The organism is Synechococcus sp. CBW1107 (genome assembly GCF_015841355.1).
Lineage (GTDB): Bacteria > Cyanobacteriota > Cyanobacteriia > PCC-6307 > Cyanobiaceae > Regnicoccus_A.
Map to the genome: position 1 here is coordinate 566,640 of NZ_CP064908.1, position 21,329 is coordinate 587,968.

Sequence of the window (21,329 nt, forward strand, 5' to 3'; positions counted from 1 at the left end):
AACCCTTGCGCATCGAACTTCGTCAGGCCGGCAGTGGCCAGCTGCTGGACCAGCTCGAGCTCGAGGAGCTGGGGGAGATTCCCCAGCCTGGCCGCTGGTTTCTCCATGGCAGCCGCAGTTTCCTGGTGCTGCAGCGGCACCACCGCTACCAGCTGTGCAATGGCCGCTACGAACTGGTCACGGTGGCCCTGCAGGTGAAGGCGGAGCGGCAGCCCACAGACGCGCGCTGGTGGAACGGAGGCTGGGTGATCGGCGACCCCAGTTGCCGCTTCAATGCCCGTTCACCGCTGTTGCGCTGCGCCGTGCTGCCTGATGGTCCCTGCGAGTGCTGCGCCCACTACACCGGCCGCCAGAACTGAGCAACCGACGGCACCACCTCAGCCCAGGGCCTGCCGCAGGGCCACCACGGCGAAGGCCAGGAACAGGCCGCCGCTGAGCCGGTAGAGGAGGCGTTCGGAGAGCATCTGGCCGATCCATTTTCCCGCCCCCACCGCCAGACCCGTGACCAGGGCATGGCCCGCCAGGGTGCCGGCCAGCAGGGCACTGAAGGTGAACCCCGGTGCGGTGGCCAGAAAGATGGTGGCGAACTGGGTGCGATCCCCCAGTTCGGCCATGAACACCAGCAGGAAGGCTTCTCGCACCACCAGCCAGCCCCCGGCCCGGCTCTGGTCCTGGTTGGCTTCGGCGGCATTGACGAGATCCTCCGCCTCCTGGGCCTCCTGCTCGGCGGCCTGCGCACCCATGGCCTGGGCATCGATCAGAAGCTTCAGGCCGAACCCGCCGAAGAGGAGGGCCGCCAGCCACGGCACCAGCTCCGGCGGCAGCAGACTGCGCAGCCCCAGACCGAAGGCCAGGGAGATCAGCGTGACGGCCGCCAGGGCGGCGAACGCCCCGACGAAGACCCAGCGGGCCCGGTGGCGGGCGGCCAGCAGGAACGCCACGAAGAACGTCTTGTCCCCCAGCTCCGCCAGGGTGATCGCAGTGAAGCTAGAGCCGAATGCGGCGATGGCGGGATCGCTGGCCATGAAGGGGGTGGGGCTGGGGCTCAGAGCGGCTCGGCCCGGGAGACGAAGCCAACCCCTCCGTAGTACTCCAGGATCGGCCGCAGCCCCTGGCGGAGTGTCTCGAGCGCCTCGCTCTCGCAGAACACGATCACGTGGACATTGGCGCCCAGACCGCTGAACTCCATCGACTCCGAGACGGAGCCATGGGGCCCACGGCCCGTGACATGACGATCCACCGAGTAGCCGGGAGCACCGGCGGCATCGATCAGGCGCACCACCCGCTCGAGTTCCCGTTCACTGCAGATGAGATCGAGGCGTTGCATGGCAAGGGCCGGACAGTCGGAAAGGGGTCAGACGGCAGGGATGACGAGCCTCACCATCGCCATGTAGAGCGGGATGCCCACGACGATGTTGAACGGGAAGGTCACCCCCAGAGCGGTGGAGATGTAGAGGCTGGGGCTGGCCTGGGGCACGGTCATCCGCATCGCCGCTGGCACGGCGATGTAGGAGGCACTGGCGCTGAGCACCATGAACAGCAGGGCATCCCCCTGAGGAAGCCCCAGCATCCATGACACCGCCAGTCCCACCCCGGCATTGAACAGGGGCATGAGCAGGGCGAAGCCGATCAGGAAGGCCCCGGCCTGCCTGAGATCCCCCACCCGCTGGGCCGCCACGATGCCCATGTCGAGGAGGAAGAAGCTGAGGGCTCCGTAGAAGAGCTCGCCGGTGAAGGGCTCCATCTTGCCCAGCCCCGACGGACTGAAGGCCGCCACCAGCCCCCCGATCACCAGGCTGCCCACCAGCAGCAGCACGGAGCTGTTCAGAAAGGCCTCATGCAGGAGTGAGCCCCAGCGGATCCCCTCCCGGGGTTGTTCGGCCGCTGCGCTGGAGGCCAGCTTCACCAGCAGCAGGCCGACGATGATCGCAGGGGATTCCATCAGCGCCAGGGCCGCCACCATGAAGCCGTCATGAGGCATGCCGGTGAGGCCCAGGAAGCTCTCGGCCGTGATGAAGGTGACGGCGCTGATGGAGCCGTAGGTGGCGGCGATGGCCGCCGCATTGAAGGTGTCGAGCTGGCGCCTGAGCACCAGGAAGCTGTAGAGCGGCACCAGGGCCGACATCAGCATCGCCGCCACGATCGTGCTGATCACCTGGGGACCGAGGCCGCTGTGGAGCAACTCCACACCCCCCTTGAAACCGATCGCCAGCAGCAGGTAGAGGGAGAACAGCTTCGGCAGTGGTGCCGGGATCTCCAGATCGGAGCCCACCAGCACGGCGATCACCCCGAGGGCGAAGAACAGCACCGGCGGTGAGAGCAGATTCTGCAGAACCAGGCTGGTCTCCATTCCGGCGCCCGGTGCGTGATCGACTCTGTGGAACGCAGAGTACCGAGGGCTGCACCAACCCCAGCGGCAGCGATGCGGTTTGTTCGCACAGGAAATAATCCCCGCCCGTGGACCCGGAGGGCAGGAGAGCTGGTCGTCGTCGTGGTCGTGGTCGTGGTCGGGCCTCAGCCCTTCACCGCATCACCGCTGGCGCTGGGAAGGATGTAGCGCTGAAGCAGCACGAACAGCACCAGCACCGGCAGGATCGAGACCACCGATCCTGCCGCCACCAGGCGCCAGTCGAGGGAGAAGCTGCTGGCCAGTTGCTGCAGTCCCAGGGGCAGGGTGTAGAGCCTGGGGTCGTCGAGGATCACCAGAGGCCAGAGGAAGTCGCTCCAGGTGCCGATGAACACGAACATCGCCAGGGTGATCAGATCGGCCCGGGCTGCGGGAATCATCACGTTCCACCATTCCCCGACGGGTGTGCAGCCATCGATGCGGGCCGCCTCCTCCAGTTCCACCGGCACCCCGAGAAAACTCTGGCGCAGCAGAAAGATGCCGAAGGCCGTGGCGGCCTGGGGCACGATCAAGGCCCAGAGGGTGTTTCTCAGACCCAGCTGCACCATCATCAGGTAAAGCGGAATCATCACCACCTGGAAGGGGATCAGGATGGTGGCCACCACCAGGGCCAGCACCAGACCACGGCCGGCGAAGCGCATCCGCGCCAGCGGATAGGCCGCCAGCGAACAGAACAGCAGATTTCCCAGCACTGCCAGCAGGCTCACCACCGTGCTGTTGAACAGGTACAGGCCCAGGGGATGGTCGGCGAACAGGCGGCCATAGGCCTCCAGGCTCGGCTGGGCGGGAATCAGCGACGGCGGGGTGGAGAAGATGTTTTCAGCAGGACTCTTGAGCGAGGTGCTCACCAGCCAGAGCAGAGGCACCAGCATCAGCAGAGCCAGCAGCAACAGGGCCGCCAGCTGCAGGGCACTCACCCAGAGAGGCCGCTGATGCTTCACAGCCGCGGCAGCTCCGCCACCGGCAGAGACGCTTTCTGCGGATGCAGGGGTTGACGCTCCATCCCGTACACCAGGCGGTTCAGGGCATTGACGAAGGCCTGGGCCGCGGCCACCACGATGTCGGTGTCAGCGGCATGGCCGGCGTAGAGCACCCCCTGATGGCGCAGGCGGATCGTGACCTCGCCCATGGCATCGATGCCCTCGGTGACCGACTTGACGCTGAACTCCACCAGCTCGTTGGGCACCCGCGCCAGGCTGTTGAGGGCCTGGCAGACGGCATCGACCGGACCGGTGCCGATGGCAGCCTCGGTGAGCTCGGCCCCATCACTGGTCGTGAGGGTGACGGTGGCGGTGGGTTGCAGATGGGTGCCGGTGCTCACCTGCACCAGCTTGAGCACGTAACGGGCCTCGGTCTGCTGGGCCTGATCGCTCACGATCGCCTCGAGATCCCGGTCGGTGATTTCCCGTTTGCGATCCGCCAGCTCCTTGAAGCGGGTGAACGCGTCGTCGAGGTCGTCACGCTCGAGGGTGTAGCCGAGATCCTCCAGGCGGGCCCGGAAGGCACTGCGGCCGCTGAGTTTGCCCAGGGAGATGCGGTTGTCGGCGAGGCCGATGGTGCGGGCATCGACGATCTCGTAGGTGAGGCGGTTCTTGAGCACACCGTCCTGATGGATGCCGGATTCATGGGCAAAGGCGTTGGCGCCCACGATCGCCTTGTTGGGCTGCACCGCCATGCCGGTGAGGTTGCTCACCAGGCGGGAGGTCTTGTAGATCTCCTCGGTGCGCACACCGGTGAGGGGCTCCGTGCTGGTGGCCTCACGGCCCAGGAACGGGTTGAAGTAGCTGCGGCGCACATGCAGGGCCATCACCAGCTCCTCGAGCGAGGCGTTGCCGGCCCGCTCACCGATGCCGTTGATCGTGCACTCCAGCTGGCGGGCGCCGTTCTTGACCGCCTCAAGGAAGTTGGCGACCGCGAGTCCGAGGTCGTTGTGGCCATGCACCGAGATCACCGCCTGATCGATGTTGGGCACGTGCCGGTTGATGCCGTCGATCAGGGCGCCGAACTCGGCGGGGGTGGTGTAGCCCACCGTGTCGGGGATGTTGATCGTGGTGGCACCGGCGGTGATGGCGGCTTCGATCACCTCATGGAGATACTCCGGATCGGAGCGGCCGGCGTCTTCGCAGGAGAATTCCACATCCTCGACGAGGGAGCGGGCGTAGGCCACCATCTCCGCGGTGATCGCCACCACCTCGGCTCGGGTCTTGCGCAGCTTGTGCTCCAGATGGATGTCGCTGGTGGCGATGAAGGTATGGATCCGGCGGTGGGCAGCAGGGGCCACCGCTTCGGAGCAGGCCTTGATGTCGCCGCGGGCGGCCCGGGCCAGGCCGCAGATCACCGGACCGTCGGGGGTGCCGACGGCGGCGGCGATGCGCTGAACCGCGTTGAAATCACCGGGGCTGGCGAAGGGAAAGCCGGCTTCGATGATGTCGACGCGCAAACGGGCCAGCTGGTGGGCAATCGCCAGCTTCTCCTCCAGGTTGAGGCTGGCCCCGGGGGATTGCTCACCATCCCGGAGGGTGGTGTCGAAGATCAGTACCCGGCCGGGGTCCTTGGCCATGACCGTTGCAAGTCGATGTGACTATGAGTTGAACCGATCCTAGAGGGGTGGCGCGATCACCACTTCCCTGGGACCGCTCTCCTGACGATCCTGTGGACGGCGCACCAGCTCCCGGCTGAGCGGCTCGACCCGCAGGGGACTCTCCGGGTCCCGCTGGAACACCGGAACCTGGGTTGCTTCGGCCTTCTCCAGCTGCTTGCGCCACCCGGCCAGATCCTGGAAGACATCCACAGCGTTGCGCAGCTCGCGGGGCACCATCCCGTCGGCATTCAGCAACGTGATCCGGATTCCCTTCGCCCGCAGGGTTTCCACCACCCGTTCCAGATCCCGGCTGCCGCTCAACAGCCAGACCTCATCCAGGCGGTGGGCCACCGTCATCAGATCCAGGCAGATCTCCACATCCAGATTCGCCCGGGCGAACTGGCGATGATCGGGATCGGTGCCGAATTCCCTCAGGGGCTTGCTGCGAACCGTGTAGCCCAGGCTGGTGAGCGCATCACGGAACGGCCTCTGATCGGCCGGATCCTTCAGGCCCGTGTACCAGTAGGCACCATCCAGTTCCACGCCGGGGTCGGCGACGGCCAATTCCAGCAACCGGCGTGGATCGAAGAACCAGCCCAGCTTCTGCTGGGCGTAGAACATGCCGTGTCCATCCACGATCACCACACGCCGGATCCTGTCGTGATCCACCCGCAACCCGTCTTGTCTCATCCACTCAGCGTAGAGACGTGTGGCTGTCGGGACTCAACGAAGCGTGCGCCGTAAGGTGGCCTCATTGATGGATGGTCGATGGCCACCGGCACCCTGGCCCTGGTCCTTCATGCCCATCTCCCCTTCGTCCGGGACAGCCAGCCGGGCTCCCTGGAGGAGGACTGGTACTTCCAGGCCCTGCTCGAGAGCTATCTGCCGCTGCTCCAGGTGCTGGAAGCCAGCCGGGATGATCCCAGCCAGCACCCCTGCCTCAGCCTCGGGCTCTCGCCCACCCTGCTCAGCCTGATCAGCGATCCCGTGCTGAGCGCGCGCTTCCCCGACTGGCTCGCCCAGCGTCAGCGATTGCTGCGTCACGCCCCCTCCAGCCACCGCGCCGCCGCCAGCGCCCTGGCCGACACCCTGGAGAACACCCGCCAGAGCTGGATCGCAAGCGGCGGTCAGCTGCTGCACCGCTTCCGCCAGTTGCAGCAGGACGGGGTGCTCGACCTGCTCACCTGCGCCGCGACCCACGGCTACCTGCCGCTCCTGCGCCACAGTCCCGAAGCCGTGCGAGCCCAGCTCATCAATGCCGTGCGGGAGCACCAGCGCTTGCTGGGGGAGCGCCCGCTGGGCATCTGGCTGCCGGAGTGCGCCTATTACGAAGGTCTCGATCTGCTGCTGCGGCAGTGCGGCCTGCGTTATTCCGTTCTCGACGCCCATGGCCTGCTGCATGCACTGCCCAGGCCTCGCTATGGGGTGTACGCGCCGATCTGCTCGCCTGCGGGCATCGCCTTCTTCGCCCGCGATGGCGCCGCCACCCTGCCGGTGTGGTCGGCCTCGGAAGGATATCCAGGGGATGGCGCCTACAGGGAGTTTCACCGTGACCTGGGCTGGGATCTGCCCGAAGCCGAGCTGCACGCCCATGGCATCACGAGCTCACGGCCCCTGGGGCTGAAACTGCACCGGGTCAGCAGCCAGGGCTCGCCACTCGATCAGAAATTGCCCTACGAACCGAAGGCAGCGGCCAGTCGGACCATGGAGCACGCCAGCGACTACCTGGCCGGCCGCAGCGAGGAGCTGGCGTCCCTCGCCGCGGCCATGGCACGCCCCCCCCTGCTGGTGGCCCCCTTCGACGCGGAGTTGTTCGGCCACTGGTGGTACGAGGGGCCCCTGTTTCTCGCCGAACTGTTTCGCCAGGGGCCTGCCGCTGGCGTGGCATTCAGCAGCCTTCGCGGAGCCCTCGAGCGCGAGGAGCCCCTGCAGATCTGCCGGCCGTCCCCCTCGAGCTGGGGGCAGGGTGGGTATCACCACTACTGGCTCCACCAGAGCAATGCCTGGGTGGTGCCGGAATGGCATCGGGCTTCCGCGGCGATGGTCAAGCAGGTGAATCGCGGCGTGGCCTCGGAGCGCCAGCGGCGGCTGCTCACCCAGGCGGGTCGGGAGCTGCTGCTGGCTCAGAGCTCAGACTGGAGTTTCATCCTCCGGGCCGGCACCACCACCACTCTGGCCCGGGAGCGGATTCACCGCCATCTCGACCGTTTCTGGCGGCTGATGCATGCCATCGACACCGGCGCGGACTTGCCCGAGGGCTGGCTCGAGGCCATCGAGGCCGAGGATGGTCTGTTCCCCCAGCTGAACGCGGCGGACTGGGCCAGTGTCAGCGCCCAGCCACCCTCTCCACCCGACGAGCGCCCCCTCACCCATGCCTGAGCAACAGCCTCTGATCATGCCGGCTCCACGCCAGCGCAATCAGGCCATCGATCTGATGCGGGCCACCTGCATCCTCTGGATCGTCGGTTTCTGGCACCCGCTGGGCTAAGCCGGATCGATCGATGGCTACAAGAACGACCTCACTGACCGGTTGACCGTGGTGGTGCTGGGCAGTTCGTGTTCATCTCCGGGCATCGGATCGGCAGGTCCCTGATCACCAATGCCGCCGCACTGTGGACGTTCTACCTGCGGCGGATGATCCGGATCTATCCCCCTACCTGGCGGCACTGCTGCTCGTCGATCTCTTCGGGCTGCTCAAGCCTTGGCAGTTCGTCGGGGCGGCGCTGCTGAGCTCCGGTTTCAGCCTGGAGCCTCCCCTGACCCTCTGGTACATCTCGATGATCGGGGTGTTCTCCCTGCTGGCGCCGATGCTGCTGCTGGCGCACAGCTGGGCCAGACCCCCGGCGATGGACATCCAGCCCCCAGGTGATGGGTGTCGGGATCATCGGCCTCAACGTGATGCTGGGCAAGCTTCTGGAGAGTGGGGGGCATCGCCTGTTCCTCTACTTCCCGTCCTTCTTGGCCGGCCATCTGCTCTCCCCGGCACTGGTGGAACCGAGGGTGAGAGGCCGCACCGTCGCCCTCACGGGCCTGGCCTCGGTGACGGCGCGCCTGTTCTCCTCCCATCACAAGGGCAGGATCGACTCAAGCCTCGATGCCATCCCCCTGGCGGTGTTCGGCCCGTTGCTGGCTTTTCCGGTCTGTGAGCGCTGGGGCCGCCATCTGCTGCGTCTGCCCCCCCCTGATCCTGGCGGTCAGCACCGCCGGTTTCGTCATGGATCGCTTTCACCGGCCGATCTGTCTGCTGCTCACCACCCACGGATTCCCGAGCAGCGCGCCACTCCAGCTCAGCGTGTTGCTCCTGCTGACCCTGCCGGTGATTGTGGCGGTCTCCTGGAAGGGGCAGGACCTCGACGACGCCGCGGTGCGAGGGTGGCAGACTCCAGCGTTCGCCGCTGGCTGAAGAACTCCGTCACCAGCCCGGGTACGCTTCCTAATAAGGACTTCCTCGGGCTTGTCAGACCCAGGGCCTCCAGCCATGTACTCCCATCTGCTCGTCCCCATCGACGGATCCGACGTCTCCGTGAAAGCCGTTCACGGAGCCGTGGCCTTCGCCAAGGAGATGGGTGCGCGCATCACTTTCTTCAATGCCCGCAGTGTTCTGCCGGTGTCGATGGTGGGAACCGGAACGATGCTGGATGCCGGCACGCTGGAGCACCTCAGCCTCGTGGCGAGGGAAAACGCCGAACGGATTCTGGCTGAGGCCCAGGCCGTGGCCGAGAGCGCCGGGGTGCCCTGCAGCAGTGAGGGGGTGATCAACGATCTGCCCCATGAGGCGATCATCGAGGCGGCCGCTCGCCATGGCTGCGATCTGATCTTCATGGCCTCCCATGGACGCCGCGGCCTCAGCGGCCTGTTGCTGGGCAGCCAGACCCAGAGGGTGCTGATCCATGCCGACCTGCCGGTCCTGGTGTTCCGTTGAGCGGTTGCGGGACAGCTAACCCCGCACGGCCCGCCAGAGCAAGGCGGCTTCGCGCCCTTTCGGTTGCATCAGCCCCCAGCGCACATCGGCCGGTGCCTGGGCGAACAGGCGCACCATCGCCGCCACCAGCTCGCCGAGGCTGAGGGTATTGGTCAGGAATCCGTACCACTCCCGCTCGGGCAGGGCGAAAAAGGTGGTGAAGAACTGGCGCAGGTCCCGCTCCGAGAAACGCATCAGCTTCTCCAGGCCAAACTGGTAGATGCCGTGCTTGCGCACCAGCTCCGGGGTCCAGAGGGCACCCCAGGCGATCTCGGCCACCTGGGCGGCGGACTGATCAGGCCTGGCCAGGGCGGCGGCAATGGCAGCCGCCAGGCCTGGAGCGCGCCGCAGCAGCGAGCCCACCATGTAGCCCGAAGCGGGGTGCACCAGGCTGGCGGCCCCTCCAAAGCCCAGCACCCGCTGGCTGAGGTCGGGCAGGGGCAGGTTCATCGGGAACAGGCAGCGCTCCTCATGCTCCACCTGCAGCACCGCCACGCCCCGGTGGGCCAGCCTCCTCAGCAGGCGACCCCGGAGCACCTCGATCGGCACCGGCGGTGCCAGGGCCAGGGAGGTTTCCTCCACGAAAAAGCGCCCCCCGCCCAGGTCCATGGCGTACAGGAAGGTCGGCGGACCCTCGCGCTCCTCCGGGCTCAGATGATCGCTGCGATAGTCCATCAGCACGAACTGGCCCGGTGGTACCGGAGCTGCCGTGAAGAAGCCCACGATCCCGTAGGCCGCCTGTACAGCCACGGGCCCCAGGACCGGCCGGCGCACGAAGACGGGGTCGTGGCCAGTGGTGTCGATCACCAGGCGGGCCCTGATCACCTCCCCCTGCCGGGTGGTCACCTGGGACCCCTGCGGGTCGTGGATCAGCTCAGCGGCCAGTCCCCGCTTCCAGTCCATGCCGGAGCAGCGCCCCAGCCAGTGGTCCTGGAGTTTCGCGCGATCAAACAGGCCATAATCGTGGCTGAGAGCCACAGGGTCGGCACCGAAATAACTGACACAGTTCGACCAGCGATGCTCCAGCAGATGGGAGAGCTGGAGCTGATCCAGCTCGGGAGCCCAGATGCCGTAGGTGTTCTGCCATGGGCTGGCTGGATCGCCTGCGGCCAGCCCTGTGACCCGCAGGCCGAGGGAGACGAGCTCACTGGCGATGGCCAGCCCTGCCGGACCGGCCCCGAGCACCAGCACATCGGCCGCGGCGGCGGGAAGCGTCAGGGGGACTCCGGTGCCGTGGTGGTCTCAACGGTGTCAGCGAGCTGCTCCTCTTCGGGGGCCGGAGGCACCAGCACCACCTCACTGAGACGATCACCGCTGTCGAGCTTCTGCAGGCGCACACCCGTGGCGGCCCGCGACTGCTGAGGAATCGCATCCGCCTGCATGCGCACGATCACCCCCCGCTCACTCACCAGCAGCAGTTCCTCCCCGGGACCCATCACCGTCAGCCCCACCAGCACGTCGCCGTCGCGGCGGAACTTGATGGCGCGCAGACCCAGACCGGCCCGGCGCTGCAGACGGAACTGGGTCACCGGCACCCGCTTACCCAGACCGCTGGCGGACGCCACCAGCACCCAGGGGCCCTCGGCACTCTCACCTGGATCCGGAGCCTCCTCCTCGTTATCGCCCTCGGATCCGGAGGAGCTGGCCACCCGATCCGCCAGTTCAGCAGGAAGCACGTCCATGCTCACCAGCTCATCGCCCGGCCGCAGGGCCATGGCGCGCACACCCCGGGCGGTGCGGCCCAGGGGACGCAGTTCTCCATCGGTGAGGCGGAAGTGGATCGTCATCCCCTTGAGCGAACCGATCAGCACGCTGTCGCCCGGCAGGGCCAGCCTGGCCCAGCGCAGGGCATCGCCGTCTTCGAGGCTGATGGCGATCAGGCCGTTCGAGCGGATGTTGGCGAAAGCCGAGAGCCTGGTGCGCTTGATGTAGCCACCGCTGGTGAGCATCAGCAGCTGGACATCGTCGTCGAAGGCACTCACCGCCACCAGGGAGGTGATCTGCTCTTCACGGGGAATCGGCAGCAGCTGCACCACCGGCGTTCCCTTGGCGCCGCGGCTTCCCACTGGCACCCGGTAGGCCGGCACGGCATAGACCACGCCGCGATCGCTGAACAGCAGCAGGGTGTCGTGGTCGTTGCAGCTGATGAACAGACGCACCGCCTCCTCACCCTGGCTGCGGGTTCCGGCCTTGCCGCGGGTCCCGCGGCTGGTGGCCTCGAACTCGCTCACCGGCATGCGCTTGAGATAGCCGTTCTCGGTGAGCAGCACCACGGATCGCTCATTGGCGATCAGATCGATGTCTTCAAGCCCACCCTCGAGATCAAGAATCTCGGTACGGCGCTCAGACGGGTAACGCTCACGCAGCTGGATCAGCTCAGCTTCGATCAGTCCGAGCACGCGCTCACGTCGGCCAAGAATGTCCTTGTAGTCAGCGATCTTGGCAACAAGATCCTCATGCTCCAGGCGGATCTTGTCAGCTTCGAGAGCAGTGAGCCGGCGCAGCTGCATCTGCAGGATCGCGTCAGCCTGGATCTCACTGAGGCCATGGCGTTCCTGCAACTGCAGGCGGGCCGTGGCCGCATCCGAGGCCGCCCGGATCAGGGCGATGATCGGATCCAGCTGATCGAGGGCCAGCAGGAGACCGAGCAGGATGTGATCCCGTTCCTCAGCCTTGCGCAGGAAGTAACGGGTACGCCGCTCGATCGTCTCGATGCGGAACTCGAGGAACACCTGCAGCATCCGCCGCAGGGTGAGGAGCACCGGCTCACTGTTGACCAGTGCCAGCATATGGGCACTGAAATTGCTCTGCAGAGGCGTGAGCTTGAACAGGTTGTTGAGTACAACCTGCGGGTAGGCATCCCGGCGGAGTTCAATCACGATGCGCATGCCATCGCGATCGCTTTCATCGCGAATGTCGGAGATGCCGTCGAGTTTCTTGTCGTTGACCATCTCGGCGATACGCTCAATCAGCGCCGCCTTGTTGGTCTGATAAGGGAGCTCGGTGATGATCACGGCATCGCGATCGGGCCGGCCGGGGACTTCCAGCGTTTCAATCGAGGCCACCCCGCGCATGGTCACCGAACCGCGGCCGGTGGTGTAGGTCTCGCGGATTCCGCGGCGGCCGAGAATCTGGCCGCCGGTGGGGAAATCAGGTCCGGGAATCAGGGTCAGGAGAGCCCGGTCATCAAGCTCCGGATCAGCAATCAGGGCCAGCAGGCCATTGATCAGTTCGGTGAGGTTGTGAGGGGGGATGTTGGTGGCCATGCCCACCGCGATACCCGACGATCCATTCAACAGAAGATGAGGAACCCGCGCCGGCATCACCGTGGGTTCCTGCTGGGAGCCGTCGAAGTTGTCGATGTAATCGACCGTTTCCGCTTCGATGTCTTCAAGCAGGCTGTCGGTGGTGAGCGCCTGCAGCCGCGATTCGGTGTACCGCATCGCGGCCGGAGGGTCATTGTCGACCGAGCCGAAATTGCCGTGCCCGTCGATGAGCGGCATGCGCATCGAGAAGTCCTGGGCCATGCGCACCAGGGCGTCGTAGACGGCCGTATCCCCATGGGGGTGGTACTTGCCGAGCACCTCGCCCACCACCCGGGCGCACTTGCGGTAGGGCCGGTCGCTGGTGAGACCGAGCTCGTACATCGCGTAGAGGATGCGCCGGTGCACCGGCTTGAGCCCGTCGCGGGCGTCGGGCAGAGCCCGGCCCACGATCACGCTCATCGCGTACTCCAGGTAGGAGCGCGACATCTCATTGCGCAGGTCGGTCTGGATGATCCGTCCGTCGGACTCGCCGGGACCCGTTGGATCCGCCATCTCTCACCACACTGCCGAAGGCCAGGTTAAGCGAGGCTGGGGTCACCGTCTCCGGGCAGCTTGCGCCGATGGGATCCGCCCCCCCTCGCTCCCGCACCGAAGCGCAGCTGCAGGAGCGCCAGAGCGCCGGTGATCTGGCGGTGAGGAGCGCCGCGGACTTCCGGGCCCTGGTGGCCTCCGAGGGACTGGAAGCGGCCTACTCCCGCACCGATGTGGTGGTGGCCGCCAACGCCGAGTTCACCGACCAGGCCACACTCCAGCTCAGCCTCGGTCCCTGCGACCCGCCCATGCGCCTGCGCGAGGCGCGGCTGGATGGGGTCACGGCCCTGGGCTCGAGCGGCAGCGGCGGCCTGACCCTTCCGATCGGTGGTGGCCTCTCGGACCCGGAGCAGCGTGGCGGCGCCCAGGTGCTGGGCAAGTTGCTGGCGGGCCTGGAGGTGGAGCTGGTGGCCAGTGGTGAAGGCACGGCCCTGCATCCACGCCGTGAACTCCAGACCCGCCTTCAGCTCGAACGCCTTGGCGTGGCACGCCTGCTGCTGCAACGGGCCATCAGCGAAAACGGCATCGTGGCGGTGAGCAGCGCCGAAGGAGTCACCCACAGTCCGTACGGCCCCCTGCTGGGCCCCTACGGCAGCGCCCTGTACAGCAGTGGTGGATCTCGCAGCATCGGCCTGACCATGCCTGGCCTGAGCCTGCTGGGCCCCGGCTCGCCGGTTCTGGTGGGAGGAGGGATCGGCTGGGTGATCGGCGCCGGCAGCGGCCATCAGCCGCAGATCCGGCGGCTGCCGAGCGGCCATGCCCGCGGTCCTGGGGCCGTGGCGGCCGTGAGCGTCGACCTGGCGGAGCTGAAGGCCGAGTGGATCCGGCCCTGCCATTTCGAAGGCCATGGCAGTGCCCTGCTGGTGGCGATCGCGGCCCCTGTGCCTCTGATCAACCTGGCCGTGGCCCGCCAGGCGGCCTGCGGCGACGACCAGCTCGAGGCCCCCGTCCTCGATTTCTCGATTCCACGCCGGATCCGGCCGAGCTTCGGCTTCGTTCCCTACAGCCAGCTTCTTGCCGGCGAGATCCAGGTGGACGCCCGCCATCTGCGCTGCGCGCCTGCCCACAGCCCCCGCCTGGCCGATGAAATCGCCGCCGGGCTGATCCAGCGCTTGCTCGATGGCTCCTTTCCCCTGAGGCTTCCCCTGCTCCCCCTGAGTGATCGGCCGGGTCTGATTCCCCTCGAGGGCTGAAGGCATCGGCGGCAAAGACAAGCCGAAGGAATCGGCGTAAGCTCCACCGGCGGTTTTGCGCGATAACCGGTGGTCGAGTCCTCTGCTGGATCCCATGAGCCCGATCAGGGCCAGGACCTGCCATCCCCCGCTGAGGAGGAACCCGGCACCGTGCCCGGGCCTGGTGCCTCTGTCCCGGACGACCAGATCACCGCTGAGGCCGAGCTGAGCACGGGCGCCGTGTCAGCCGTGGAGGCCGAACCGCAGCCGGCCCCGGAACCAGAACCCACATCGGAACCGGAACCGCAGCCCATCCAGGACCCGGAGCCTCAACCGGAGCCGGAGCCTGAGCCGGCTCCTGAGACCGAACCCGCGCCCGTTCCTGCCGCCCCCGCCGACCCTGCCGTGGCCGCCACCCTGCATGTCCCTGCCAGTGTGGAGAGCGGAAACGGGGAAAGCGGCGGCGAGTGGGAGCTGCTCAGCGGCAAGGTGCGTGACTGGTTCAGCAGCGGGGCCTTTCAGCGGCAGGTGCAGCAGTACAGCGGCCCCCTCAAGCTGCTGGCGGGCTTCGTGGGCCTGCTGCTGCTGCTGAGGATCTACGCCGCGCTGCTGGGTGCGATCGAGAGTCTGCCCCTGGTCCCCGGCCTGCTGGAGCTGGCCGGGGTGATCTGGCTGAGTCGCTTCGCACTCACCCATCTGGTGCGCAGCAGCGACCGCCGGACGCTGCTCGCCTCCTGGCGGGAGCGCTGGACGTCGTTCCGTGGTCAACCCTGAGGCCCGACCAGAGGCCCGGTTCCCTGCAGCCCTGGCAGGGCCAGACCGGTTGATAGCTTGGCCCGACTGCAGAAACCCCAGTGGTGTCCATTCAGTTAGGTCGATCCCGAACCGTTCGCCGCGCCTACGGGATCGACGAGATCGCCCTGGTGCCCGGCGGTCGCACCGTGGATCCCGAGGTGACAGACAGCCGCTGGACCATCGGTGGAATCGAGAGGGAGATCCCGATCATCGCCAGCGCCATGGATGGTGTGGTGGATGTGTCGGTCGCCGTGGAACTGTCCCGGCTCGGGGCTCTGGGTGTGCTGAACCTGGAGGGGGTCCAATGCCGTTACGACGACCCGAATCCGATCCTGGATCGCATCGCTGAAGTGGGCAAGGAGGCCTTCGTGCCCCTGATGCAGGAGCTCTACGCGCAGCCCGTGCGCGAGGACCTGATCCGCCAGCGCATCGCGGAGATCAAGGCCGCCGGTGGCATCGCAGCCGTCAGTGCCACCCCTGCCGCGGCGCTGCGCTTCGGTCAGGCAGTGGCCGAAGCCGGCGCCGACCTCTTCTTCGTTCAGGCCACGGTGGTCTCCACCGACCACATTGGGCCCGCCGGGCGCGAAACCCTCGATCTGGCCGCCCTCTGCCGGGATCTCGGCATTCCGGTGGTGATCGGCAACTGTGTCACCTACGACGTGGCTCTCGAGCTGATGCGCGCGGGCGCCGCCGCGGTGATGGTGGGCATCGGCCCTGGAGCCGCCTGCACCTCCCGGGGCGTTCTGGGTGTGGGCATCCCCCAGGCCACCGCGGTGGCCGATTGCGCCGCCGCCCGCGACGACCATGAGCACGAGACCGGCCGTTACGTGCCGATCGTCGCCGACGGCGGCATCGTCACCGGCGGTGACATCTGCAAGTGCATCGCCTGCGGCGCCGATGCGGTGATGATCGGATCGCCGATCGCCCGCGCCAGTGAAGCCCCAGGCCGTGGCTTCCACTGGGGCATGGCCACCCCGAGCCCGGTGCTGCCCAGGGGCACCAGGATCAGCGTGGGCACCACCGGCAGCCTGGAGAAGATCCTGCGCGGTCCGGCCAGCCTGGACGACGGCACCCAGAACCTGCTCGGCGCCCTGCGCACGTCGATGGGAACCCTTGGTGCACGAACGATCAAAGAGATGCAGCAGGTCGATGTGGTGGTGGCCCCATCTCTGCTCACCGAAGGGAAGGTGTACCAGAAAGCCCAGCAACTGGGCATGGGCAAGTAGCCCCTTGCAACAGGGATCCAGTTTCGGCACGAATCGAGGGAATCCCGGTGGAGACGGGCGTTAACCTCAAGGTGTGGGGGCTCCGGCTCGCACACTCCTCACACCAACCCGCCCGGCGCGTCCGGGCATTTTGTCTTCCTACGGTCCCTCCGCCGTCATGGGGGATTCCTGGCCCTCGTTGCTAGATTCCAGGCACCTTGTCCCCTCCCTCGGATGTCCAGCGCCACTGCCGTCACCGATGCTTCCTTTGAGCTGGATGTGCTCAAAAGTGACGTGCCCGTGCTGGTCGATTTCTGGGCCCCCTGGTGCGGCCCGTGCCGCATGGTGGCCCCGATCGTCGACGAGATCGCCAAGGAATTCGAGGGCAAGCTGAAGGTCTACAAGCTCAACACCGACGAGAACCCCAACGTCGCCAGCCAGTACGGCATCCGCAGCATCCCCACCCTGATGATCTTCAAGGGAGGGCAGAAAGTGGACACCGTGGTGGGCGCCGTTCCCAAGAACACCCTCTCCGGCACGATCGCCAAATACCTCTGAGCAGCCCTTCATCTCCTGCCCCCTCACCCTCAGCGATGACTCCGGCCTCTCCCTCGCTGGAGCGGTTGGCGGATTCACTGGCTGATCATCCCCATCGCCTGCTGATCGAGCGCTCGCTTCACTCGATCCTGGAGATGGCCCGCATCGCCGATGACACGGACGACTGGAGGTTGATCTCCGGTGCCCTGAGCGATCTGCATGAGGCCCTCGCGACCTTCCACCCCCACCGCACCACCCGCAAGGTGGCGGTGTTCGGATCGTCCCGAAGCCTGCCCGGGAGCTCCACCTACCGGCTGGCGGCGGAGGTCGGCCGGGAAGCCATGGGCGCAGGCTTTGAGGTGATCACCGGTGCTGGCGGCGGGGTGATGGAGGCGGCGAACCGGGGAGCCGGAGCGGAGCACAGCTTCGGCCTCAACATCCAGCTGCCCTTCGAGCAGGAGCCCAACCCCTACGTCGCCACAGCAGGCGATCGCCTGGTGCACTTCCGCTACTTCTTCACCCGCAAGCTCTTCTTCCTGCGCGAGAGCGACGCCCTGGTGGTGCTCCCCGGCGGTTTCGGCACCCTCGACGAACTGTTCGAAGCCCTGACTCTGATCCAGACGGGGCGAACGGCCCCCATTCCGGTGGTGCTGCTGGCACCCCCGGGCCAGGGGCTCTGGCAGGACTGGCCTGAGGAGCTGCTTGCCCGCCTCGAGTGCGAAGGATTGATCGGTCCTGATGACGCAGGGCTGATCAGCCGAGCCGGCAGCGCCGGCGAGGCGATCGGGCTGATCCGCCGCTTCTACCGGGTGTTCCACACCACCCGCATCCGAGACGAGGAGCTGGAGCTGCTGCTGCATGTGCCCCTGGGGGAGGGTGAGCTGCTGGCCATCCGCTCCGGATTCCAGGATCTGCTGCGCAGCGGCGATTTCGAGCTGGGGGAGAGCTGCGACGACAACGATCGCCTGAGGCACTGCCTGCGCTTCGACTTCGATCAACGCCGAGTCGGCCGCCTGTATCAGCTCATCGCCGCCATCAACGCGCTCGATCTGCCCCGCAGCGACGACCTGCTGCATCCGGAGCAACGCAGCTGTCTGGAGCCGCAGCCATGAGCCGCCGGATCGGCCTGATCGATTACGGCATGGGCAACCTGCATTCGGTGGCCCGTGCTGTGGAGCGTCTCGGGGCCGACCTGATTCCCGTGCTGGATGCCCCGGCGATGGAGGCGTGCGATGCCCTGATCCTGCCGGGGGTGGGATCATTCGATCCGGCGATGGAACGTCTCCATGAGGCCCGTCTGGTGGATCCACTGCGGGAGTGGAGCGCCAGAGGTCGCCCCCTGCTGGGGATCTGCCTGGGCCTGCAGTTGCTGTTCGAGGGCAGCGAGGAGGGACAAGCCTCTGGCCTCGGCCTGCTCAGAGGCAGGGTTCGGGCCCTGCCCTCCGCTCCGGGGCATCCCATCCCCCACATGGGCTGGGCACCGCTGATCTCCACCAACCCCAGTCCCTTGCTGCCGGAAGGTCATCCAGCGGCCTGGGTCTATTTCGTGCACTCCTACGCCGCTGCTCCCGACGATCCGGCCTGCAGCACCGCCGAAGTCCTCTTCGCCGATCAGCCTGTGACTGCGGCGGTCTGGCAAGGGGCCCTGGCGGCCTGCCAGTTTCACCCCGAGAAGTCAGGACCCCAGGGGCAACGCATGCTTGCGCGCTGGCTGGCCTGGGTGGACCAGGACGGGGCATGAGTCTGCGGCTGAGTGGCGGACGCCGACTGCTCAGTCCGCAAGGTCTGAACGCCCGACCGACCAGCGCCAGGGTGCGGCTGGCGGTGCTCAACCTGCTGGCCGCTGAACTGAGCGGATGCCGCTGGCTCGATCTCTGCTGCGGCAGCGGTGTGATGAGCTGCGAAGTTCTGCAACGGTGCGCCCGGCGGGTGGTCGCCGTGGATCACGACAGGACGACCCTCGGCATCGCCCGACGCAACCTGGAGGCGGTCAGGGCCAGCGTGGCTGGGGCCTGCGATCTGCGGCTGATCAGGGCAGAGCTGCCCGAGTGGCTGTGCCGGGGCCCCGGGCAGCAGCTGGGGGAGGAAGCGGCGGGAGGCTTCGATCTGATCTACGCCGATCCCCCTTTCGCCTCGGGTCTGTACGCCCCGATTGCCGAGGCGGTGTCCACCTCGGGCTGGCTGGCTGAGGGGGGACGCCTGCTGTGGGAATGCTCAAGCGAGACGTACCCGGACGTCCCTCCCGGCTGGCAGCTGAGCGACCGACGGCGCTACGGCAGTTGTGGCCTGATGATTCTGGTGCCTGCTGTGGCCTGACTCAACCGCCCAGGGCGCTGCCGCGGCGGTACTGGTTCCAGGCCGCCACGAACAGGCCCACCAGGGTGATCGGGATCAGACCCAGAACGATGCCGCAGAGGAGGGGTTCGATCATCGGGAGCTGGAAGTCGTGCCTGGCGCAATTCTCCCACGGCCAAGGCAGGCTGGTTGCGTCTTCCGAGTGATCCGTGACCGGCGATCCTTCCACCACCCTGGAGGCCACCCAGACGCCCGTGAAGCGCCAGGGCCTGATCACCGCCCTGGTGCTGCTGGCCGCAGCCGGCTGCATCCTGCTGCTGCTGCTCGTCCTGCCGGCGGCCCGCAGCGACCCCTACACCCGGCGCACCCTGGAGCTTTCGGGCTCGCGCGAGAACGGGGGGCGCCTGTTTCGAATGAACTGCGCGGGCTGCCATGGCATCGCCGCTCAGGGGCTGGTGGGTCCCAGCCTGCACGGGGTCAGCCAGCGCCGCAGCGACCGCCAGTTGATCCGCCAGGTTGTGAGCGGCCGCACTCCGCCGATGCCCCGATTCCAGCCCGAACCCCAGGCCATGGCCGACCTGCTGGCCCATCTGCACAGCCTGGAGTGAGCGGCGGTGCGCCGCCTGACCTCCCTGCGCTGGCCCTGGTGCTGGTGGAACCCGCTGGCCCCCTGAATGTGGGGAGCGTGGCCAGGCTCTGCGCCAATTTCGCGCTTCGGGACCTGCGGCTGGTGGCCCCTCGCTGCGATCACCTCGGTGAGGAAGCCCGGCGCATGGCCGTCCACGCCGGGGCCTTGCTGGAGCGGGCCCAGGTCTATCCCGATCTCGCGGCGGCCATCGCCGACCGCACCCGGGTGGTCGCCGCCAGCGGACGGGTGGACTCCCAGGCGGTGCCCATCGAAGGCCCCGGCGAGGCCATCCCCTGGCTGCTGGACCAGCACCGGGGAGCTGGACCGGCGGATCGCCCCAGCTCGCCTGCTCTGGTGTTCGGGCGGGAGGACCGGGGCCTGAGCACTGACGAACTGCTCCAGGCGGGTCGCATCCTGCGGATCAGCACCGACCCCGGACGCCCCTCCCTCAACCTCTCCCATGCAGTGGCCATCACCCTGCACGAGCTCCGGCGCTGGCAGCAGGACAGCAGCAACCGCCCAGCGAGCGGTCCGGCGCCGGTGAACGGGCCGGAACCCGCCCATCGGCAGCTGCTCGAGGCCGCCATCGCCGATGCCGAGGAGTTGCTGTTGGAGGTGGGGTTCCTGCTCCCTCATACGGCCCATGCCCGGATGGCCAAGCTGAGGGCCCTGCTGCAGCGGGCCCAGATCAGCTCCGAGGAAGTGGCCCTGGTCCGGGGGATGGTCCGTCAGCTGCGCTGGGCCAGCCAGCGGGGAACCCCCTAAGGTCCTGCCATCTTCATCGCCCCTGGCTTCATCGTGCGTACGGGCCGTCCCCCCCGTTCCGGATCCCCCGGCTGGTTCCAGCCCCTCGCCCTCGTCCTGCGCCTGCTGGTGATGGGCCTTGGCCTCGGGGTGCTCACCGGCACCGCCTTGAAACAACTCGCCCCGAAACTCGCCCAGGGCGCGATGGACGCCCCCAAGGCCAGCAGCGCCAGCTCACCGGTGCCAACCCCCAAGGGAGGCCTGGCCCTGGGGCGCTTCGAGTCCAGGGTGGAACTCACCAAGCTCAGCCAGCGCTGGAAGGCCCTTGCCGCCGAGCAGAAGGATCTCAAGGTGGGCGGCTTCCTGCTGGTGCTGGATGACGGCCGTTTCGCCCAGCTCAATCCCGACACACCCCTGCCCGCCGCGAGCTCGATCAAGACCCCGATCCTGTTGGCGGCCCTCGACGACCTGGACGCCGGCAAGCTGCGCTGGAACGAACCGCTGCCGCTGACCAAGGAGGTGGTGGGAGGCGGAGCCGGCTGGATGGCCAGCCGTCCGCTGGGCACCCGCTTCCCGTTCTATGAGGCCGCCACCGAGATGATCCGGGTGAGTGACAACAGCGCCACGAACCTGCTGATCAAGCGCCTCGGTGGCAAGGCCGCCACCAATGCCCACTTCCAGGCCCTGGGCCTGCCCGCCACGGTGGTCAACAACTGGCTGCCCGACCTCGAGGGCACCAACACCACCAGCCCCCGCGACCTGGCCCGCTCGATCGCCCTGGTGGACATCGGCGAGAAGCTCAGCCCGCGAGCCCGCGACCATTTCCGCACGATCATGGCCACCTCCCGCACCAACACCCTTCTGCCCGCAGGGTTGCTCAAGGGCCTGGGGGGCAACTCCAGCGACCCCGACAGCGAGCTGATGGCCCGGGGACTGACCGTGCTCAACAAAACCGGCGACATCGGCATCGCCTATGCCGACGCCGGGCTGATCGAACTCCCCAACGGCAAGAGAGCCGTGGCAGGGTTCATGGTGAAAGGCCCGTTCAACGACCCCCGCTCCACCGATCTGATCCGGGCCATGGCCGCGGCCGTGAGCGAAACCCTCGTGGGTCGCAGCGAGTCCTCTCCCCAACCGCGCTGAGGTG

23 protein-coding genes are annotated in these 21,329 nt (G+C 67.4%); 14 read left to right on the forward strand and 9 right to left on the reverse strand.

Annotated features, from left to right (window positions below):
* Positions 1 to 5 precede the first annotated feature (5 nt).
* Positions 6 to 359: a DUF6464 family protein gene (locus tag I1E95_RS02980; RefSeq protein WP_197165356.1), complete on the forward strand. Its 354-nt coding sequence runs from the start codon at positions 6 to 8 to the stop codon at positions 357 to 359.
* Positions 360 to 377: 18 nt separating this feature from the next.
* Here the strand turns inward: I1E95_RS02980 and I1E95_RS02985 are convergent, their stop codons facing one another.
* From I1E95_RS02985 to I1E95_RS03010, 6 genes are all read right to left on the reverse strand, one after another.
* Positions 378 to 1,025: a TMEM165/GDT1 family protein gene (locus I1E95_RS02985; RefSeq protein ID WP_197165358.1), complete on the reverse strand. Its 648-nt coding sequence runs from the start codon at positions 1,023 to 1,025 to the stop codon at positions 378 to 380.
* 20 nt (positions 1,026 to 1,045) lie between these two features.
* Positions 1,046 to 1,327 (reverse strand): transcriptional regulator, encoded by a 282-nt coding sequence (locus I1E95_RS02990; protein ID WP_197165360.1) that lies wholly within the window; start codon positions 1,325 to 1,327, stop codon positions 1,046 to 1,048.
* Positions 1,328 to 1,354: 27 nt separating this feature from the next.
* On the reverse strand, positions 1,355 to 2,350 hold the full coding sequence (locus tag I1E95_RS02995) for a sodium-dependent bicarbonate transport family permease (RefSeq protein WP_197165361.1): 996 nt from the start codon (positions 2,348 to 2,350) through the stop codon (positions 1,355 to 1,357).
* Positions 2,351 to 2,514: 164 nt separating this feature from the next.
* Positions 2,515 to 3,279: a carbohydrate ABC transporter permease gene (locus I1E95_RS03000; protein ID WP_231595028.1), complete on the reverse strand. Its 765-nt coding sequence runs from the start codon at positions 3,277 to 3,279 to the stop codon at positions 2,515 to 2,517.
* A 65-nt stretch (positions 3,280 to 3,344) separates the two neighbouring features.
* Complete coding sequence (locus I1E95_RS03005; RefSeq protein ID WP_197165364.1) at positions 3,345 to 4,967, reverse strand: 2-isopropylmalate synthase; 1,623 nt, start codon at positions 4,965 to 4,967, stop codon at positions 3,345 to 3,347.
* A 39-nt stretch (positions 4,968 to 5,006) separates the two neighbouring features.
* On the reverse strand, positions 5,007 to 5,678 hold the full coding sequence (locus I1E95_RS03010) for an NYN domain-containing protein (protein WP_197165366.1): 672 nt from the start codon (positions 5,676 to 5,678) through the stop codon (positions 5,007 to 5,009).
* A 78-nt stretch (positions 5,679 to 5,756) separates the two neighbouring features.
* Here I1E95_RS03010 and I1E95_RS03015 point away from each other — a divergent pair, with 78 nt between their 5' ends.
* From I1E95_RS03015 to I1E95_RS03025, 3 genes are all read left to right on the forward strand, one after another.
* A complete protein-coding gene (locus I1E95_RS03015; RefSeq protein WP_197165368.1) occupies positions 5,757 to 7,367 on the forward strand; it encodes a glycoside hydrolase family 57 protein in 1,611 nt (536 codons plus the stop codon).
* Positions 7,368 to 8,130: 763 nt separating this feature from the next.
* Positions 8,131 to 8,391 (forward strand): hypothetical protein, encoded by a 261-nt coding sequence (locus I1E95_RS03020; protein WP_197165370.1) that lies wholly within the window; start codon positions 8,131 to 8,133, stop codon positions 8,389 to 8,391.
* A gap of 120 nt (positions 8,392 to 8,511) precedes the next feature.
* Entirely contained in the window at positions 8,512 to 8,910 is a 399-nt protein-coding gene (locus tag I1E95_RS03025; protein WP_231594822.1) for a universal stress protein, read from the forward strand.
* Positions 8,911 to 8,925: 15 nt separating this feature from the next.
* On the opposite strand, the gene crtL is transcribed toward I1E95_RS03025, so the two are convergent.
* Both crtL and gyrA read right to left on the reverse strand, forming a co-directional pair.
* Positions 8,926 to 10,167: a lycopene beta cyclase gene (gene crtL, locus I1E95_RS03030; RefSeq protein ID WP_197167042.1), complete on the reverse strand. Its 1,242-nt coding sequence runs from the start codon at positions 10,165 to 10,167 to the stop codon at positions 8,926 to 8,928.
* Complete coding sequence (gene gyrA, locus I1E95_RS03035; protein ID WP_197165373.1) at positions 10,164 to 12,767, reverse strand: DNA gyrase subunit A; 2,604 nt, start codon at positions 12,765 to 12,767, stop codon at positions 10,164 to 10,166. The genes crtL and gyrA overlap by 4 nt, the downstream gene beginning before the upstream one ends.
* A gap of 68 nt (positions 12,768 to 12,835) precedes the next feature.
* Between gyrA and I1E95_RS03040 the strand changes: the two genes are divergently transcribed.
* The 7 genes from I1E95_RS03040 to I1E95_RS03070 all read left to right on the forward strand — a co-directional run bounded on the left by I1E95_RS03040 (position 12,836) and on the right by I1E95_RS03070 (position 18,831).
* The gene (locus I1E95_RS03040; RefSeq protein WP_197165375.1) at positions 12,836 to 13,999 is read left to right on the forward strand and encodes a homocysteine biosynthesis protein; all 1,164 of its coding nucleotides are present in this window, start codon (positions 12,836 to 12,838) and stop codon (positions 13,997 to 13,999) included.
* Positions 14,000 to 14,068: 69 nt separating this feature from the next.
* Positions 14,069 to 14,752, forward strand: coding sequence for a CAAD domain-containing protein (locus I1E95_RS03045; RefSeq protein WP_231594823.1), 684 nt, complete (start codon positions 14,069 to 14,071; stop codon positions 14,750 to 14,752).
* Positions 14,753 to 14,835: 83 nt separating this feature from the next.
* Positions 14,836 to 15,999, forward strand: coding sequence for a GuaB3 family IMP dehydrogenase-related protein (locus I1E95_RS03050; RefSeq protein ID WP_197165377.1), 1,164 nt, complete (start codon positions 14,836 to 14,838; stop codon positions 15,997 to 15,999).
* Between the two features lie 213 nt (positions 16,000 to 16,212).
* Complete coding sequence (trxA, locus tag I1E95_RS03055; RefSeq protein WP_006170349.1) at positions 16,213 to 16,536, forward strand: thioredoxin; 324 nt, start codon at positions 16,213 to 16,215, stop codon at positions 16,534 to 16,536.
* A 35-nt stretch (positions 16,537 to 16,571) separates the two neighbouring features.
* On the forward strand, positions 16,572 to 17,627 hold the full coding sequence (locus I1E95_RS03060; protein WP_197165379.1) for an LOG family protein: 1,056 nt from the start codon (positions 16,572 to 16,574) through the stop codon (positions 17,625 to 17,627).
* The gene (gene hisH / locus I1E95_RS03065; RefSeq protein ID WP_197165381.1) at positions 17,624 to 18,256 is read left to right on the forward strand and encodes an imidazole glycerol phosphate synthase subunit HisH; all 633 of its coding nucleotides are present in this window, start codon (positions 17,624 to 17,626) and stop codon (positions 18,254 to 18,256) included. Before I1E95_RS03060 ends, hisH begins: the two co-directional genes overlap by 4 nt.
* Positions 18,253 to 18,831 (forward strand): RsmD family RNA methyltransferase, encoded by a 579-nt coding sequence (locus I1E95_RS03070; RefSeq protein ID WP_197165383.1) that lies wholly within the window; start codon positions 18,253 to 18,255, stop codon positions 18,829 to 18,831. Before hisH ends, I1E95_RS03070 begins: the two co-directional genes overlap by 4 nt.
* Before the next feature lies 1 nt (position 18,832).
* Here I1E95_RS03070 and petG read toward each other — a convergent pair whose 3' ends face one another.
* On the reverse strand, positions 18,833 to 18,946 hold the full coding sequence (gene petG / locus I1E95_RS03075) for a cytochrome b6-f complex subunit V (protein ID WP_006170345.1): 114 nt from the start codon (positions 18,944 to 18,946) through the stop codon (positions 18,833 to 18,835).
* A gap of 73 nt (positions 18,947 to 19,019) precedes the next feature.
* Here petG and I1E95_RS03080 point away from each other — a divergent pair, with 73 nt between their 5' ends.
* The 3 genes from I1E95_RS03080 to I1E95_RS03090 are packed head-to-tail and all read left to right on the forward strand — an operon-like array spanning position 19,020 to position 21,325.
* Entirely contained in the window at positions 19,020 to 19,418 is a 399-nt protein-coding gene (locus I1E95_RS03080) for a cytochrome c (protein ID WP_197165385.1), read from the forward strand.
* Positions 19,415 to 20,203, forward strand: coding sequence for an RNA methyltransferase (locus I1E95_RS03085; protein ID WP_197165387.1), 789 nt, complete (start codon positions 19,415 to 19,417; stop codon positions 20,201 to 20,203). Before I1E95_RS03080 ends, I1E95_RS03085 begins: the two co-directional genes overlap by 4 nt.
* 33 nt (positions 20,204 to 20,236) lie before the next feature.
* On the forward strand, positions 20,237 to 21,325 hold the full coding sequence (locus I1E95_RS03090) for a serine hydrolase (RefSeq protein ID WP_197165389.1): 1,089 nt from the start codon (positions 20,237 to 20,239) through the stop codon (positions 21,323 to 21,325).
* Positions 21,326 to 21,329 lie beyond the last annotated feature (4 nt).